Here is a 17,085-nt window from a genome sequence, read left to right on the forward strand (position 1 = left end):
GACGGCTCCCGCGGCACATCGCGGGGGTCAGACCGAACGCCAGAGGACCCGAATGCCCAAACGCCTGCGCCTGACCCGACGTTTCCCGGCAGCAATGTCGAACGACGCCTATCGCACGCTGTCGCGCTTTGCCGACGAGGCCGAGATCACGACCGACGAGGCGCTGACTTTCCTCTTCGAGCATTTCGGATCTGTGACGCACAAGGACAACCTCACCCACCGGCTCAGGTTATTCAAAGCCGAGCTTGAAGACCGGAAGGCATGAGCAGGATGGCGATGTCGGAATTGAGTATTTTTGCCAAGAAGAAATACAAGATGCGCCCCGGAAACGACGTCGGCCCTCAAACCTGGGGTGCTTCTCGTCGATCCCGGAGCGACTTCTCCTTGGGCGGTCATCGGCACTCCTGCCTGTACCGCCCCGCGAAACTCGCCCGATTCTGGTTAACAAATCCTTGTTCTTCTTGGCGAAAATACTCCACGGGGTCGCCATTGGGTGCGCCATTGGTTCGAGCACCAATGGCGACGGGGTGTGAAACCCCCGCTGGCGCGACATTCAGCAGGGGCACGGCATGACTGCAAAACTCCACTGCTTTGGCGAAAGCGGCAATGCCTACAAGGCGGCGCTGACGCTGGAACTTTCCGGCTATAACTGGGAACCGGTCTTCGTCGATTTCTTCAACGGCGCGACACGCACACCCGAGTTTCGCAAGCTCAATGTCATGGGAGAGGTGCCGGTCTTTGAGGAAGACGGCCAGACACTCAGCCAGTCCGGCGCGATCATGTATCATGTCGTCAAGCGGACGGGCAAACTCGGCGGCGCACCGGGCAAGGCCGAAGAGGTCTTGCGCTGGGTCCTGTGGGACAATCACAAGATGTCCTCGCAGGCCGGGATGACCCGGTTCCTGATGAACTTCCTGCCCGAGGACAAGCGCCCCAGGGACGTCATCGCCTTCATGCAGGCCCGCCTCAAGAATGCCTATGCCGCGCTTGACGCCCATCTGAAGGGCCGCGACTGGATCGTCGGCGGCGGCCCGACCATCGCCGACATCTCGGCTTGCGGCTACCTCTATTACCCTGAGCCCTTCGGTTTCGACCGCAAGGACTGGCCCGAAATCGACCGCTGGCTGGCGGGCATTTCTGCCCTGCCCGGCTGGAAACATCCCTATGACCTTATGCCCGGCAACCCCTCTGACCGGGCGGCGAACTGACCGGAGGACACGATGACCGAAGCCTATATCTATGACGCCGTGCGCAGCCCGCGCGGCAAGGGCCGCGCCGATGGCGCGCTCCATGAAGTGACCTCTGTCGCACTCTCGGCGAAGATCCTGAACGCCGTGAAGGAACGCAATAACCTTGCGGGCCACGCTGTCGAGGACGTGATCTGGGGCAACGTGACCCAGGTCGGCGAACAAGGCGGATGCCTCGCCCGTTCTGCCGTGCTGCTCTCGGACCTCGACGAACGCATCCCGGGCCTTGCCATCAACCGCTTCTGTGCCTCTGGCATGGAAGCCGTGAACCTTGCCGCCAATCAGGTAAAGGGCGGCGCCGGTCAGGCCTATATCGCGGGTGGCGTCGAAATGATGGGCCGCGTTGCCATGGGATCGGACGGGGCGGCGATCGCCGTCGATCCGACGCTGGCGATGAAGACCTATTTCGTTCCGCAGGGCATTTCCGCCGACATCATCGCCACCGAATACGGGTTCAGCCGAGATGAGGCGGATGCGCTTGCGGTGGAGTCTCAAAACCGCGCTGCAAAGGCTTGGGAAGACAAGCGTTTCGCCAAGTCTATCGTCACGATCCGCGACCAGAATGGGCTGCCGATCCTCGACCATGACGAATACATGCGCCCCGGCACCGACATGCAGACCCTTGGCGCGCTGAAAGCCTCGTTCAAGGATATGGGCGAGGTCATGCCCGGTTTCGACAAGGTCGCGCTGATGAAATATCCGCATCTGGAGCGGATCAATCATATCCACCACGCCGGCAACTCCTCTGGCATCGTGGATGGGGCGGCGGCCGTCCTGATCGGCAACAAGGAATTCGGTGAGGCCCACGGCCTGAAACCCCGCGCCCGCATCCGCGCCACGGCCAAGATCGGCACCGATCCGACGATCATGCTGACCGGCCCGGTGCCGGTGACCGAGAAAATTCTGAAGGACAGCGGCATGTCGATCAACGACATCGACCTCTTTGAGGTTAATGAGGCCTTCGCCTCCGTCGTTCTGCGCTTCATGCAGGCCTTCGACGTCGACAATTCCAAGGTCAACGTCAATGGCGGCTCCATCGCCATGGGCCACCCGCTTGGCGCCACGGGTGCCATCATCATCGGCACGCTTCTGGATGAGCTGGAGCGCAGCGGCAAGGGCACCGGCCTCGCCACGCTCTGCATCGCCTCCGGCATGGGTGCGGCCACGATCATCGAGCGGGTGTGACCATGCCCGTCATCGACAAAAGCAAGGTGCCGGTGAAGACCGGCTCCATCTATCCCGAACCCTATGCCAGCCAGATGGCCGGGCGATCCAGCCTGCGCCTCGGCGATGCTGGCGGGCTGACACAGTTCGGTGCGAATGAGGTGATCCTTGCGCCCGGCGCGCTGTCCAGCTTGCGCCACTGGCATCACCGCGAGGATGAGTTCGTGATGGTCACGCAAGGCGAATGCGTGCTGGTGCAGGATGAGGGCGAGACCCTCATGCGCCCCGGCGATTGCGCCGCCTTTCCGGCGGGCGATCCGAACGGCCATCATTTCATCAACAAATCGGCAGCCGAGGCGCGGTTCCTCGTCATCGGCTCCCGCATGAACCCCGAAAAAGCCACCTATTCCGATGTCGATCTGGAAGTGGAGCTGAAGGACGGCAAGGCCACATTCACCCATAAGGACGGCACCCCCTATCAGGGAGACAGAACATGACCGATTTCACCTACGAAGTGGACGCAGACGGCGTCGCCATCATCACCTGGGACGTACCGAACAAGTCGATGAACGTCCTGAACCTCGACAGCATGGTCACGCTGGAGGGCTTCGTCGATCAGGCGCTGGCCGACGACAAGGTGAAGGGCGTGATCCTGACCTCTGGCAAGAAGGATTTCGCCGGAGGCATGGACCTCAACGTCATCGCCAAGATGAAGGAAAGTGCCGGCGACGACCCGGCGCGGGGTCTTTTCGAAGGGATCATGAAGTTCCACGGGCTGGAGCGGAAGATCGAGCTTGCGGGCATGGACTTCAAGACCAAGAAGGGCGGCAAGCCCATCGCCGCCGCCCTGCCCGGCACAGCCCTTGGTATCGGGCTGGAAATTCCGCTCTCCTGTCACCGGATCATTGCCGCCGACAACCCCAAGGCGAAGATCGGCCTGCCGGAGATCATGGTCGGCATCTTTCCCGGAGCGGGCGGCACGATGCGCCTGACCCGCAAGCTGGGCGCGATGGCGGCGGCACCGTTCCTGCTGGAAGGCAAGCTTTCCGATCCGAAGAAGGCAAAGGCCGCGGGCATCATCGATGAGGTCGTGGCGCCCGAAGACCTGATGACCCGCGCCAAGGAATGGGTCCTGTCGGCGACCGACGCCGATATCGTCAAACCGTGGGACGCCAAGGGATACAAGATGCCCGGCGGCACGCCCTATCACCCGGCGGGATTTATGACATTCGTCGGGGCCTCGGCCATGGTCCATGGCAAGACGCAGGGCGTCTATCCGGCGGCGAAGGCGCTGCTGGCGGCGGTCTATGAGGGCGCCATGGTGCCCTTCGACACCGCGCTGAAGATCGAGGCGCGCTGGTTCACCAATGTGCTGATGAACCCCTCGTCGGCGGCGATGATCCGCAGCCTCTTCATCAACAAGGAGGCCTTGGAGAAAGGCGCGAACCGCCCGAAGGTCGATGACCAGACGGTGAAGAAGGTGGGCGTGCTCGGTGCTGGCATGATGGGCGCGGGCATCGCCTATGTCTCGGCCAGCGCGGGCATCGAGGTTGTGCTGATCGACGCGAAACAGGAGGCCGCCGACAAGGGCAAGTCCTATTCCGAAGGGCTCTTGGACAAGGGCATGAAGCGGGGCAAGGTGACGGCCGAGAAGAAGGCCGAGGTTCTTGGCCGGATCAATGCGACGACCGATTATGCCGCGCTTCAGGGCTGCGACCTGATCGTCGAGGCGGTCTTTGAGGATATGGGCGTCAAGGCCGACGTGACAGCGAAGGCCGAAGCCGTCATCCCGGCGGATGCGATCTTTGCCACCAACACCTCGACCCTGCCGATCTCGGACCTTGCCAAGGCGTCGAAGCGGCCCGAGCAGTTCATCGGCATCCACTTCTTCTCGCCTGTCGACAAGATGATGCTGGTGGAGATCATCAAGGGAAAGGAAACCGGCGACGTGGCCGTGGCCAAGGCGCTCGACTTCGTGCGGCAGATCAGGAAGACGCCGATCGTCGTCAACGATGCGCGCTTCTTCTACGCCAACCGCTGCATCATTCCCTATATCAACGAAGGCATCCGCATGGTGGCCGAGGGCGTCGAACCGGCGCTGATCGAGAATGCCGCGAAGCTCTTGGGCTTCCCGCTTGGGCCGCTGCAACTCGTCGATGAGACCTCCATCGACCTTGGCGTGAAGATCGCCAAGGCGACGAAGGCGGCGATGGGCGATGCCTATCCTGACAGCGCGGTTGACGAGGTCCTCTTCGCGATGGCCGACAGGGGCCGTCTGGGGCGCAAGTCCAATGCGGGCTTTTACGCCTATGACGATAAAGGCGGGCGTTTGGGGCTCTGGGAGGAATTGGGCGCGGTCTGGCCGGTGGCCGACACGCAACCCGACCTGCATGAGGTCCAGCACCGGCTGATGATGGCGCAGGTGCTGGAGGCGGTCAGGGCGCTGGAAGAGGGCGTGCTGGAGGACATCCGCGAAGGCGATGTGGGCGCGATCCTCGGCTGGGGCTTCGCGCCCTGGTCGGGCGGTCCGTTCGCATGGCTCGACATCATCGGGGCCGAACAGGCCGTGGCGATCTGCGGGGGCTTGGAAAACCGCTATGGCGCCCGCTTTGTGGCGCCCAAGCTGCTCCGTGACCTCGCGGCGAAGGGAGAAACCTTCTATGGTCGCCTGTCGCCCGTCGGCAAAGCGGCCTGAAAAGGCGGCGGGGGGTAGCCCCCGCCTCCACCCCGCGGCGGTCGACAGCGCAAATGGCGACAGCCAAGTTCGACTTCGCCGAAGCCTCCCCGTTTCTACACCCCCATGAAACCCTTGCGGCCCCCTGCAAGACATGCAACTTGCGATGGCAGGGGGTGCCATGGCTTTTCCGATCCACGAACTGGCGGCGCTTGGCACCGCGACCTGCTGGGCGACAACCGGCATTCTGGCCTCTGACGCCGTCCGGGCGCTTGGGCCATTTCATTTCAACCTGATCCGCCAGGGCCTGGTGGCCCTGCTTCTGGCCGCAATCGTTCTGACCTCCGGCACCATGGCACTGCCCAACTGGCACGGGATCGTGGTGCTGGCGCTGTCGGGCGTTATCGGCATCCTCCTGGGCGATACGTTCAACTTCGCTGCGGTCGGCCGGCTCGGACCACGACGCGCGGGCGCGATCTATGCGCTGAACGCCCCGATGGCGGCCGTGCTCGCCTGGCTGGTCCTTGGCGAACGGCTTGGTGGGCAGGCGGCGCTTGGCATCGGCATCACGGTCACCGGTGTCGCGCTGGCGATCATGGGGCGGCCACCCCAGACCGCGCACCGGTTCGAGCAGATGAACGGTCGGCTGCGGGCGGGCCTGTTCTTCGGTCTTCTGGCCGCACTTGGTCAGGCCATCGGGGCCCTGATCGCCCGGCCCTATATGCAGGGCGGGCTCGACCCCTATGTGGGGTCGCTGATCCGGGTCGGTGCCTCGGGGCTGATGATGGGCGTTGTGGCTGCCCTCCCCCTCGCCCCGCCACGCCCCGTATCAATCAGCCGAACTGCACTTGTGCTGACCGCGCTGACGGCGGTGATCGGGCTACTGCTGGGCATGACGTTGTTTCTCTACGCGCTTCAGGGCGCGAAAACCGGGATCATCGCGACGCTTTCAGCGACATCCCCGGTGATCATCCTGCCGCTCCTCTGGATCAGAACCGGCCAGCGACCCAGCGCCAAGAGCTGGGCTGGCGCAGCCCTCGCCGTGGCGGGGCTGGCGCTGATCTTCACCAGATAGGCGCGCCTAGTCTGGGTCGAAGCGATAGCCAAACCGCTCAATGTCAGCAGCGCAAACTTGCGCGACCGTTTCGGCATCGTCAGCCGAATAAAGCCGCCGCCAGTCGCTCGGTCGATCCGATGCATTCTCGACGGCGAGCGGCGCAAGCCGAAAGCCGAGATGGGCCTCGAACGGGATCACGTCTTCGTCGAAATGCTCCAGCCGGATGAAGAGGTCACAACGCTCATTCCCTCCGGAAGTTTTCACATAACTTCCATAGGGATGTAAGGCAAAGCTCTTGCGGGTTTCGGACGCGTTCAGGAAGTCACTGAACTCCGATTCCTTCGCCAGCGCCACGGCGGGATGGGCGAAGCTCTGGGCGCGCAGCCAGTGATAATAACTGACCATCCGGTCCCAGGGATTGCGCACCATGGTCACAGTGAAAAACGAACCAATTTCTTCGTCCGTGGCGAGGCCGCGAATATGGGCAAGCGTCGAATGCTTCCAAAGCCGTCCGGCGGTCTCAACCCCCTTCAGCCGTCCCTTTCGCGCCTTCGCCTTCGGCGTGTCGCCAACGAAGATATCGTCGCGCTTCGCCCGCGCCTCCAGCGCCAGCGTCAGCGCCGTTCCCCCGGTCTTGGGGATATGGATGAAGATATAGCGGCGCCCGCGCGACAGGATCATGCAGGCGAATTTATCTCCCGCGAAGCGCGATGATAAGCCCTGCGGCAAAGATCATGACGATGCCCGAGACCGCCGTCGGGGCCAGCACATCGCCCCAGATCACATAGGCCCAAAAGGCCGAGGCGGGCAGGATCACGTATTCGAAGATCGCAACCCGGCTGGCCTCGGCAACCTGATAGGCCTTGATCATCATGCCCACCCCAAGAAGCGAGCCCGCCGCCTGCACGAAAGTCCAGAAAAGGAAGGTCGACGTGGGCCAGACCGCGCCGCGAATGATGAACCCGTCGGCCCCCGCAGGCACCTCCTGCGGCCAGAGCGCGAAAGCCGCCATACCGATCAGGCCAAAGACGCCGAGGGCGCCAAAGAACCCTATCAGCAGTGTTTCCGCCGTCTCGCCCGCGCACCATTGCCGCGTCGCGATATTGCCAAGCGCATAAAGCGCACCCGCCCCGATGGGCAGAAGCGTGAGCGGGCTCAGAAGCGTCCCCTGCCCCGGCCCGAGGACGAGCATCGCACCGCCGAACCCTAGGATCACGCCGAGTATCCGGAACGGTCCAAGCGCCTGGCCAAAGATGAAGCGGGAAATCAGCAGGGTGAAGATGGGTGCCGTGAAAAGCCCCGCCGCCACGGTTGCGACCGGCAGGAAGGCGAGGCAGCCGAAATAGACGATCATCGCCGTGCCGTGCAGCGCACTCCGCCCCGCAACCGCCGCCCAGTTGCGCGGGCGCAGCCGCCAGCCCATGACCGCCGCGACCGCCCCGAGGATCACGAAGCCGAAAGCCGTCCGGGTTGCAAAGAACTGCCAGAGCCCGGCATCGCGCGCGATAAGCTGCACGTAATTGTCGGTAAACCCGATCGCCATGGCGTAACCGAGGATTAGAAACGCCGCGAGGATCGTCGCATTCACCGCCCTCGGCTCAGCTTCTGTCGTCATATCGCCACCAAATGTCGAATCCCGGTATCCTTGAAGCCGCTGCGATGGCAATAATCGCGCCGGTTAGCGACATCTTCGGTCGGGGAGGACTGGTATGGGTTGGATGGCGGATGAAACCGGACTGGGGCGGAATGCGGCGAACTTCGTGCCCCTGACGCCACTGTCGTTTCTGGCGCGCGCAGGCGATGTTTTTGCCGATCAGACCGCAGTGGTCTATCGCGGCACACGCCGGACCTACGCCGAATACCGCGCCCGGGTCAGCCGCCTTGCCTCTGCCCTGACCGCGCGTGGCGTGCAGCCGGGCGATGTGGTCGCCACGTTGCTGCCCAACATACCCGCCCAGGCCGAGGCGCATTTCGGCATTCCCGCCGCTGGCGCCGTCCTGAACACGATCAACACGCGCCTCGATACGGACACGATCGCCTATATCTTCGGTCACGGACAGGCGAAGATCGCACTGGTCGATACCGCGCTACTGCCACTGGCCGAAGCCGCGATTGCCGAAATGGACGGCCCCGGGCCTGAGATTATCGAGGTCGCCGACCGAGAGGCGGGCTTTGCCCCGTCCGGCCGCTACACCGAATACGAGGCGCTCTTGAAACAGGGCGACCCCGACGCGCCCTGGATCATGCCGCAGGATGAATGGGAAAGCCTGTCGCTCAACTACACCTCCGGCACCACGGGCCGGCCAAAGGGCGTCGTCTATCACCATCGCGGCGCCTATCTCCTCGCGATGGGGACTGCCGTGACATGGGCCGTTGGCATCAGGCCGGTCTACCTGACCATCGTGCCCCTGTTTCACTGTAACGGCTGGTGCCACACCTGGATGCTGCCCGCCGTCGGCGGCACGCTCGTCTGCTGCCGGGATGTCACCGCCAAGAACATCTATGACGCCATCGCCGATGAGGGCGTGACCCATATGGGCGGTGCGCCGATCGTGCTGAATTCGATCATCAACGCCAAGGACGCCGACCGCCGCCCCTTCGACCATGTGGTCGAGGTCTATACCGCCGGCGCCCCGCCCCCTGCCGCCACATTGGCCGCCATCGAGCCGCTCGGCTTCCGCGTCACACAGGTCTACGGCCTGACAGAAACCTACGGCCATGTCACCGAATGCCTCTGGCACGGCCGCTGGGATGGGCTGGCGCAGGCCGAACGCGCGTCGATCAAGGCACGCACCGGGGTCCTGATGCCCTTCATGGAGGACATCACCGTCCACGACGAAACCGGCAATCCTGTGCCCCGCGACGGCAAGACCGTGGGCGAGATTGCCATTCGCGGCAATTCGGTGATGAAGGGCTACTACAAGAACCCCGAGGCCACGGCCGAAGCCTTCAAGGGCGGGTTCTTCCGCTCCGGCGACATCGCCTTCCAGCACGAGGACGGCTATATCAAGATCACCGACCGCGCCAAGGACATCATCATCTCGGGCGGCGAGAACGTGTCGTCGGTCGAGGTCGAGGGCGCGCTGATGCACCATCCGGCCGTCTCGCTCTGCTCCGTCGTGGCCAAGCCCGATGACAAATGGGGCGAGGTGCCCTGCGCCTTCGTCGAACTGAAAGAAGGTCGGACGGCGGATGAGGCGGAGCTTATCGCCTTTGCCCGCGAGCGGCTGGCAGGCTTCAAGACCCCCAAGAGGGTGGTCTTCTGCGAACTTCCAAAGACCTCGACCGGCAAGGTGCAGAAGTTCGAATTAAGGGCGCGGGCAAAGGAACTCTGATCGCTACATCCCCGCTACCGGACCATGGGTTCAAAGAAAAGGTCTGCCCGTGATCGTGTTGGTTCGCTTTGCGGACAAAACAGGTATCTGGATTCCGACTTCGCCACCGAGATCACGAAGTGCAATCCAACATCAACGCAGGCTCTTCGAATTCGTCGCTTGTGACAACTCGGCGATTAAGCTCACAATTTACGCTGGCATCTGCCCGATTACTTCAACGTAAGTAGTGCCTGACAATCCGCCCGGGTCCTTGGCTTCCATTTCAAGACGACGTGCAACAGAAGCGCGCTCATCCTCCGTGATCCAACCCTTTCCTACGGCCTCATTCACAAAGTCGGCTTGCGTCCAGAGCCCCGACATCGCCCGGTACATGCCCGCTCTTGCTTCTGCGTTCGGCGAGTAGGCGTAGACCGGTCTCGCACTGAGGACGTTCAATCCAACTCCCGCAAATAAAGCCGGAAGATCACGTCCGATGTCCGGGTAGCCGTCGTTTTCGCGTACTGATCTTTGGAGGGTCGACATCACCGTCTTCATCGCGACATCGGCAGGACCATATAGGCTGGCGCCAAAGTCGATTTCCCGAAACGCAGCCAAGCCTCCTGGCTTCAACACCCGCTTCACCTCTTCGAGAACCGGGCCGACATCGCTGAACTGCATCAGAATGGTGTGTCCGTAGACCACGTCGAAGACGTCGTTCGGAAATGGAAGGGCGAGCACGCTCGCGGTCTCGAACCGACAGTTGCCGAGTCCCAGTTTCGCGGCTTTTTCGCGGGCGATCTCGATCTGCGAAGCCTCGATATCGACACCCACGGCCTCGCCCGGTGCGATCGCCTCAGCCAATCCTACCGTGATCGAGCCTGGTCCGCATCCGACATCCAAGACCGACATCCCGGAAGTCAGTCTTGGAAGCAGAAAACCCGCATTCACGGCAGCCGTCCGACTGCCCATCAATCCAATCGCCGCCGGGCTATAGCCGAATGCGTAAATCCTGCCATCAGAGTTCTCTCTCGACATCACTATTCCTTGCTGCGGTAGGTTGAGGATGGCGCTAATTGTTGAAATGCTACGCTTAACACCCCCACATTGAAAGCTTTCGAGAATAAGGCCCGCTTTGGGCTCAGAACAGCCCGACAAGACTTCCTGATACGCCCAAAGAAAAAGGCCGGGCGATCTGCCCGGCCTTTTCATGTCATCCGTTCAAGGCTTACCGCCCGAGCGACCACCAGCCGCGCCGTTTAGGCTTCGCGGCTTCTTCTTCGGCCGTTTCCGCCATCTGCGGGTCCGGCTGCAAGGCTGCGTCGGCCTCTGCGGCCACAGGCTCAGGGGCCGGCTCGTGCTCGACCTTTGCCGGGGCTTCCTCCGCCACCGGTGCGGCAGGTTCCGCCGCCACGACTACGGGCGCCTCTTCGGCGGCAGGCTTCGCCGCCGCCTTGCGGCTGCGCGAGGTCCGGGGCTTTGCCGGTTTTTTCGGCTCGGCCTCGGCTTCCACCGCCTGGGCGGGTTCGGCCTCGGCTTCAGCCTCTGCCGCTTTCTTTGACCGGCTCCGGCCCGTCGCGGCCCGCTTGCGCGGTGAGGCTTTCTTGGGCTCCGCTTCGGCCTCGGCCACCTCGGAGGACGCGGCCTCGACCGGTGCTTCCTCGGCAGCGACAGCCTCAGCGGGTTCCGCCACGGCTTCGGTCTCCGGCTTTTTCTTACGCGACCGGCTGCGGCGCGATTTCGGCTTCTCGGCTGCTGCCTCTTCGGCCACCGGTTCCGCCGCGGCTTCCGCCGCTGGCTCGGTCACCGCATCCGTATCTTCCGCGCCGGCATCGCTGTCGTCGCCCTGATCGGCGCCCTGCGCCGCATCGGCGCCATTGCCGCCACCCTTGCGCCGCCGCCGACGACGGCGCTTCTTCTTGCGCGGGGCATCGCCTTCGCCGTCGCTTGCAGCGGGGGCCGCAGCGACGGCGTCTTCTTCCTCGTCCTCGGCCTCGACCTCGGCGATGTCGTCCTCTTCCTCCTCGGCCAGTCGCAGCGCATCGACCGAGACAACCGGCGCGGCCTCGGGCACAACCCGGGTCGCGGTCTTGAACTTTTCGATGGAGAAATCGGGGCTGACCATCGCCGGATCGGCCTCGATCCGGATCGACATGCCGTAACGCGCCTCGATCTGGGCCAGATGCTCGCGCTTCTGGTTGAAGAGGAAGTTCACGACAGCGACGGGGGCCTTCAGCAGCACTTCACGCGACCGCTTGCGGGTCCCCTCCTCTTCCAGCTGGCGCAGGATCTGCAGGGCAAGGTTGTCGTCCGACCGGATGATGCCGGTGCCGTGGCAATGCGGACAAGGCGCGGTCGTCGATTCCAGCATGCCCGGGCGTAGCCGCTGGCGGCTCATCTCCAGAAGACCGAAGCCCGAAATGCGGCCAACCTGAATGCGGGCGCGGTCGGTTTTCAGCTTCTCCTTCAGGCGCTTCTCGACGGCGGCGTTGTTCTTACGCTCTTCCATGTCGATGAAGTCGATGACGATAAGCCCTGCAAGGTCGCGCAGGCGCAACTGCCGCGCCACTTCCTCGGCCGCCTCAAGGTTGGTCTTGAGCGCGGTTTCCTCGATCGAACCTTCCTTTGTCGCGCGGCCTGAGTTCACGTCGATGGCGACGAGCGCCTCGGTCACGCCGATGACGATATAGCCGCCCGATTTGAGCTGAACGGTCGGGTTGAACATCGCCGCGAGGTAGCTTTCAACCTGATAGCGGGCGAACAAGGGCAGCCCCTCGTGGTAGTGCTTCACGTTCTTGGCGTGGGACGGCATGATCATCTTCATGAAGTCCTTGGCCGCGCGGTAGCCGTCCGGCCCCTCGACCAGAACCTCGTCGATGTCTTTGTTGTAAAGGTCGCGGATCGTGCGCTTGATCAGATCACCTTCTTCATAAATCGGCGCGGGCGCGATCGACTTCATCGTCAGATCGCGGATCTGCTCCCAGAGCCGCATCAGGTATTCGTAGTCGCGCTTGATCTCGGCCTTGGTGCGCTGGCTTCCGGCGGTGCGGATGATCAGACCGGCACCCTGCGGCACCTCGATCTCGCCCGCGATCTCCTTCAGCTTCTTGCGGTCGGCGGCATTGGTGATCTTGCGGCTGATCCCGCCGCCCCGGGCGGTGTTCGGCATCAACACGCAGTAGCGGCCGGCAAGCGACAGATAGGTCGTCAGCGCCGCACCCTTGTTGCCGCGTTCTTCCTTGACGACCTGGACCAGCATGATCTGCCGGACCTTGATCACTTCCTGGATCTTGTAACGGCGCGGACGCGGCTTCCTCGGCTGGCGGATCTCCTCGGCCACATCCTCGTCCGCAACCGATTCGATTTCCTCATCGGTGTCAGAGGCATGATCAGCCGCAACATAGGGGCCTTCAGCCTCGGCGTCGCCATTCCCGTCATCGGCGTCGTTGTCGACAGCCGATTCAACGGTGTCAGGCGTCTCAGTGGTCGCCGCCCCAGTGCTTTCCTCGTCGGCATTGGTCACGTCCGAAGCGTCCGTCTGATCGGCATCCTCGTCATCGAGGTCGACCACGGTCATGCCCGGGATATCGTCGCTCGTGACCACCGCGTCGTCGGACCGGGCCTTCTCGGCCTTTGACTTGGGTTTCGGCCTGCTGCGGCGACGGCCCCGGTTGTTCTCCTCGGCCTCCTGCGCCTCGGCATAGGCACGCTCTTCTTCCAGAAGCGCCTGCCGGTCCGCGACCGGGATCTGGTAATAATCCGGATGGATTTCCGAAAAGGCGAGGAAGCCGTGACGGTTGCCGCCGTAATCGACAAAGGCAGCCTGAAGCGAGGGTTCGACCCGCGTGACCTTGGCTAGATAGATATTGCCGGCAAGCTGGCGTTTGTTGACGGTTTCAAAGTCGAATTCCTCAACCTTGTTTCCGTCGACCACCACAACGCGGGTCTCTTCCGCGTGGGTGGCATCGATGAGCATTTTCTTGGCCATGTAATCTTTCCGAACGCAGAAAGCGGCCGGGACCCTGGCGGGCCGGCACGCAAACGGCATTCAATTGCTGATGCGAAAGGCGGTGCGGAACACAGTGGGGCGGCGGCCGAAGGCCTGCCGGTGGTCCGCTGCTCTGTCCTCACGCGCTTCATCGCGGTTCTGTCCCGGATGCCTCGCGGCATCCAACTCGGGCCCCGGGGCCGGACGCGGCTGACGGGGCGAATGTGCGGCCTTGCGGCCAATCGGCCTGCCATTGCCCTGCCCGGGACCGGTGCGGTTCCGGCGCGCAGGACGGCAGCAAATCTGATGGGTCGGGGCGCAGGTAACGCGCCGGATCGACGTGGAGCGACATTAGCGGGGAACGCCGGTCGAACACAATGGCCAATTTGGCGTGCGCCGCCGCAGGCCGGAGGCAAGGTGGGTTAAACCCACCTTACATTCGCCTCAGAGGTAATCTGACCGCTGCAGCGAATACTTCGCCATCTTCTCGTTCAGCGTCCGGCGCGGCAGGCAAAGCTCTTCCATCACCGCCGCGATGGAGCCCTTGTGGCGCCGCATCGTATTGTCGATCAGCATCTTCTCGAAGCTCTCGACATAATCCTTCAGGGGCTTGCCCTCCGTCGTCATCACGGGCCCGGCCTCTTCGTTCTCGGCCATGAGAAGCGAAGCGATGGAGCCCGATCCGCGCCGGTTCTGAAGGACAGCGCGTTCGGCCACGTTGATCAACTGGCGGACATTGCCCGGCCACGGCGCTTGTAGCAGCTGCGCCGCCTCCTGCGCCGTCACCTGCGGCGCATCGCAGCCATATTCCTCGGCGAACTGTTCGGCGAGCCGGGTGAACAGCGTCAGGATATCTTCACCGCGCGAGCGCAGGGGCGGCAGCATGATCTTGAGCGCCGCAAGGCGGAAATAGAGGTCGGGACGCAGGGCGTCCTCCACGGTCCTGCCCTGTTCGTGGTCGTTGCAGATCGCGATAATGCGGGTCTCGGCCGGGCTTCCCTGCTCGTTGATGAAGGTCAGAAGCCGCGCCTGCAAGGGCTGGCTCAGCGCCTCGACATCCTCAAGGACAAGCGTACCGCCGCGCGCCTCCTCAACGAGCGGGATCTGCCCACCCTCCTCCATCGGCCCGAAAAGCCGCGCGCCAAGCTGGTCTTCGGAATAGGCGGCACAGGACAGGACCGAGAATTTCTTGCCCGCCCGCGGCCCCACCGCGTGCAGCGCATGGGCGACCAAAGTCTTGCCCGTCCCGGTCTCGCCGTCGATCAGCACATGGCCGTCGGCCTGACCGAGATCGAGAATATCCTCGCGCAGCCGCTCCATCGCCGGGGAATTGCCGATCAGCTTCTTCATGATTGTGGTGCCGTCGCTGAGTTCCTTCCTCAGCGCCCGGTTGTCGAGCGTCATCCGACGCGCCTGGCTCGCGCGTTTGGCAAGCTCGGTCATACGGTCAGGGTTGAACGGCTTTTCAAGAAAATCATAGGCCCCGACCCGCATCGCCTCCACCGCCATAGGCACATCGCCATGGCCGGTGATCATCACGACGGGCAGACCGCTGTCGACGCTCATCAGGCGCTTGAGAAAGGCCATACCGTCCATGCCGGGCATCTTGATATCCGACACCACGACCCCGGGATAATCCGATCCGATCGCCTTCAGCGCATCTTCCGCGCAGGCAAAGGTCTCGGTGTCGAACCCCGACAGGGCCAGCCACTGGCTGATTGACTGCCGCATATCCTGTTCGTCATCGACGATCGCCACTTTCATCGCGCGTGCCATGAACTACCTCTTCACTCCGCTGCCTGCGTCTTCCCGGTTAATATGGGGAGCTGCACTTCGAATACAGCCCCACCCCCCGGTGCGTTGCGCGCCGTGAGGCGCCCGCCAAGGTCTTTCACGATCCCGGATGAAATGGCCAGCCCCAGTCCGACCCCCTCTCCGGGCTTCTTGGTGGTGTAGAAAGGCTCGAAGAGGTTTTCGAGATCGTCGATCCCGTGGCCGTTGTCACGAACCGCAAGGGTCACCGTCTCGCCCGCCGTCAGGATGATCTCGATCTCGGGATCGGCGCTCTGCCGCGTCGCGTCTAGCGCGTTCCTTAGGAGGTTGATGATCACCTGTTCCAACCGCACCCGGTCGGCCATCACCACCACGCTTTCACGGGTCAGCATCCGGGTGATGCGCACGGACCTTGTGCGAAGCGTCGGCTCCATCATCGACAAAGCGGAGGAAATACAAGACCTTACATCGACCGGCTCAAATGCCTCGCCGCCCTTGCGGGCATAGCTTTTCAATTGCCGGGTGATCGCGCCCATGCGTTCGATCAGGTCGTCGATGCGCTGGAACGATGACAGCGCCTCTTCCGCGCGTCGGCGCTGTAACAAAAGCCGGGCCCCCGCGAGATAGGTTTTCATCGCCGCGAGCGGCTGGTTCAGCTCGTGGCTCACTGCCGCCGACATCTCGCCCAAAGCGGCGAGTTTCGAGGACTGCGCCAGCGTCTGTTCGGCCACTTCAAGGTCTTTCTGGACCTTCTCGCGTTCGGCAATCACCTGCTGAAGACGGGCGTTCAGTTGTCGCAGATCGGCAGATTCCCGCCGCGCAACGGCGGATTGGCGCCGGGCCCTGCGCGAGAGCAGATAAAAGATCAGTGAGAGCAGCACCGCGAAGACCATGATTTCGAGCGCCAGAAAGGCGTTCACTTTCTCGCGGATCGAATCGTAGGTGGTGAAGCTGATCAGCTTCCAGCCCCGGAACGGGATGCGGGCCTCGTTACGCATCACGGCCTCGCCACGGACATAGGCATCGGGCGGGTCGTTGGCCCAATCCGTCGTGGCCTGGAAAGCCCGGGCAATGGCCGAGGGTGCCGGGCGCACGGCCAGCGCCTCGCCGATCGGCAGGCCGCGCCAGCGCGGTTCGGTCGACAGGATGACCCGGTTTTCGCTGTTTACCACGGCGACGGCATCCGAAATTCCGGCCCAGACCCGTTCGAACTTCGCCAGTTCGGCGCCGACAACGATGACCCCGACCAGCCGGTTGTCCGAAAGGACGGCGCGCGAATAGGCGAAGTCGTAACCGCCCGTCGCCCGCTCCCCGACCGTAAAGACCGTATCCTTGGACCGCTGTGCATTGACGAATTGCGGAGCCGACCCGAAATTCGTGCCGATCTGGGTCCGGTCGGTCGCGGCGACCGTGCGGCCGCTCGCATCCAGAAGCAGGATCGAGGCGGCACCAATCTCTGTCTGGGCCGAGATCAGGTTCTGCGATGTGGTGGAAAAATCGGCCGAGTTGAGCGCCGAAATCAGTTGCGGATCGCGCGCCAGAAGAAGTGGCACGACCGAGGTTCGCTGCAATTCGCTAAGGATATGGCCGGTATAAAGCGCGAGCCGCACTTCGGCGCGGTTGCGCGTCGTTTCGGTAAACCGGTCGCCAAGAAACGAGTTCGTGACCCAGATCACCGCGACGGCGCCCGCGATCAGCGCCAGCACGATCAGACGCAGCCACCACGGGCTGCGAATCGACACGAAACGTCGCCGCATCGGTTGCCCGCCGCCCCCCTCCGATGCGGAGGGCGCCTTGCCGGCGGCTGCGGCAGGAAAGACGATGCGGGCCTTGTCCTCTGACATTATTCCGGAGTGTAAGCCCAGCGTACG

13 protein-coding genes are annotated in these 17,085 nt (G+C 63.3%); 7 read left to right on the forward strand and 6 right to left on the reverse strand.

Annotated features, from left to right (window positions below):
- Positions 1 to 52: 52 nt before the first annotated feature.
- The 6 genes from OEZ71_RS02965 to OEZ71_RS02990 all read left to right on the forward strand — a co-directional run bounded on the left by OEZ71_RS02965 (position 53) and on the right by OEZ71_RS02990 (position 6,160).
- A complete protein-coding gene (locus tag OEZ71_RS02965) occupies positions 53 to 265 on the forward strand; it encodes a hypothetical protein (RefSeq protein WP_263738431.1) in 213 nt (70 codons plus the stop codon).
- A gap of 304 nt (positions 266 to 569) precedes the next feature.
- Positions 570 to 1,208, forward strand: a complete 639-nt coding sequence (locus OEZ71_RS02970) for a glutathione S-transferase family protein (protein ID WP_263738432.1) — start codon at positions 570 to 572, stop codon at positions 1,206 to 1,208.
- A gap of 12 nt (positions 1,209 to 1,220) precedes the next feature.
- Positions 1,221 to 2,432, forward strand: a complete 1,212-nt coding sequence (locus OEZ71_RS02975) for an acetyl-CoA C-acetyltransferase (protein WP_263738433.1) — start codon at positions 1,221 to 1,223, stop codon at positions 2,430 to 2,432.
- Between the two features lie 2 nt (positions 2,433 to 2,434).
- Positions 2,435 to 2,908, forward strand: a complete 474-nt coding sequence (locus OEZ71_RS02980) for a cupin domain-containing protein (RefSeq protein WP_263738434.1) — start codon at positions 2,435 to 2,437, stop codon at positions 2,906 to 2,908.
- Positions 2,905 to 5,106 carry a 3-hydroxyacyl-CoA dehydrogenase NAD-binding domain-containing protein gene (locus OEZ71_RS02985; protein WP_263738435.1) on the forward strand — a complete coding sequence of 734 codons (2,202 nt, stop codon included), beginning with the start codon at positions 2,905 to 2,907 and terminating at the stop codon, positions 5,104 to 5,106. The genes OEZ71_RS02980 and OEZ71_RS02985 overlap by 4 nt, the downstream gene beginning before the upstream one ends.
- 160 nt (positions 5,107 to 5,266) lie before the next feature.
- Positions 5,267 to 6,160: a DMT family transporter gene (locus tag OEZ71_RS02990; RefSeq protein WP_263738436.1), complete on the forward strand. Its 894-nt coding sequence runs from the start codon at positions 5,267 to 5,269 to the stop codon at positions 6,158 to 6,160.
- A 6-nt stretch (positions 6,161 to 6,166) separates the two neighbouring features.
- On the opposite strand, the gene OEZ71_RS02995 is transcribed toward OEZ71_RS02990, so the two are convergent.
- Positions 6,167 to 6,823, reverse strand: a complete 657-nt coding sequence (locus OEZ71_RS02995; protein ID WP_263738437.1) for a sulfotransferase family protein — start codon at positions 6,821 to 6,823, stop codon at positions 6,167 to 6,169.
- Positions 6,824 to 6,833: 10 nt separating this feature from the next.
- Positions 6,834 to 7,757, reverse strand: coding sequence for a DMT family transporter (locus OEZ71_RS03000; protein WP_263738438.1), 924 nt, complete (start codon positions 7,755 to 7,757; stop codon positions 6,834 to 6,836).
- Positions 7,758 to 7,851: 94 nt separating this feature from the next.
- Between OEZ71_RS03000 and OEZ71_RS03005 the strand changes: the two genes are divergently transcribed.
- Positions 7,852 to 9,477 carry an AMP-binding protein gene (locus tag OEZ71_RS03005; RefSeq protein ID WP_263738439.1) on the forward strand — a complete coding sequence of 542 codons (1,626 nt, stop codon included), beginning with the start codon at positions 7,852 to 7,854 and terminating at the stop codon, positions 9,475 to 9,477.
- 189 nt (positions 9,478 to 9,666) lie between these two features.
- Here the strand turns inward: OEZ71_RS03005 and OEZ71_RS03010 are convergent, their stop codons facing one another.
- From OEZ71_RS03010 to OEZ71_RS03025, 4 genes are all read right to left on the reverse strand, one after another.
- Entirely contained in the window at positions 9,667 to 10,665 is a 999-nt protein-coding gene (locus OEZ71_RS03010) for a methyltransferase domain-containing protein (RefSeq protein WP_263738440.1), read from the reverse strand.
- Between the two features lie 16 nt (positions 10,666 to 10,681).
- On the reverse strand, positions 10,682 to 13,441 hold the full coding sequence (locus tag OEZ71_RS03015; protein WP_263738441.1) for an Rne/Rng family ribonuclease: 2,760 nt from the start codon (positions 13,439 to 13,441) through the stop codon (positions 10,682 to 10,684).
- A gap of 444 nt (positions 13,442 to 13,885) precedes the next feature.
- On the reverse strand, positions 13,886 to 15,217 hold the full coding sequence (locus OEZ71_RS03020; RefSeq protein WP_263738442.1) for a sigma-54-dependent transcriptional regulator: 1,332 nt from the start codon (positions 15,215 to 15,217) through the stop codon (positions 13,886 to 13,888).
- Between the two features lie 11 nt (positions 15,218 to 15,228).
- Positions 15,229 to 16,971, reverse strand: a complete 1,743-nt coding sequence (locus OEZ71_RS03025; RefSeq protein ID WP_263738990.1) for a sensor histidine kinase — start codon at positions 16,969 to 16,971, stop codon at positions 15,229 to 15,231.
- Positions 16,972 to 17,085: the final 114 nt, after the last annotated feature.

The sequence above is a fragment of the Albidovulum litorale genome, from assembly GCF_025751495.1.
GTDB lineage: Bacteria > Pseudomonadota > Alphaproteobacteria > Rhodobacterales > Rhodobacteraceae > Albidovulum > Albidovulum litorale.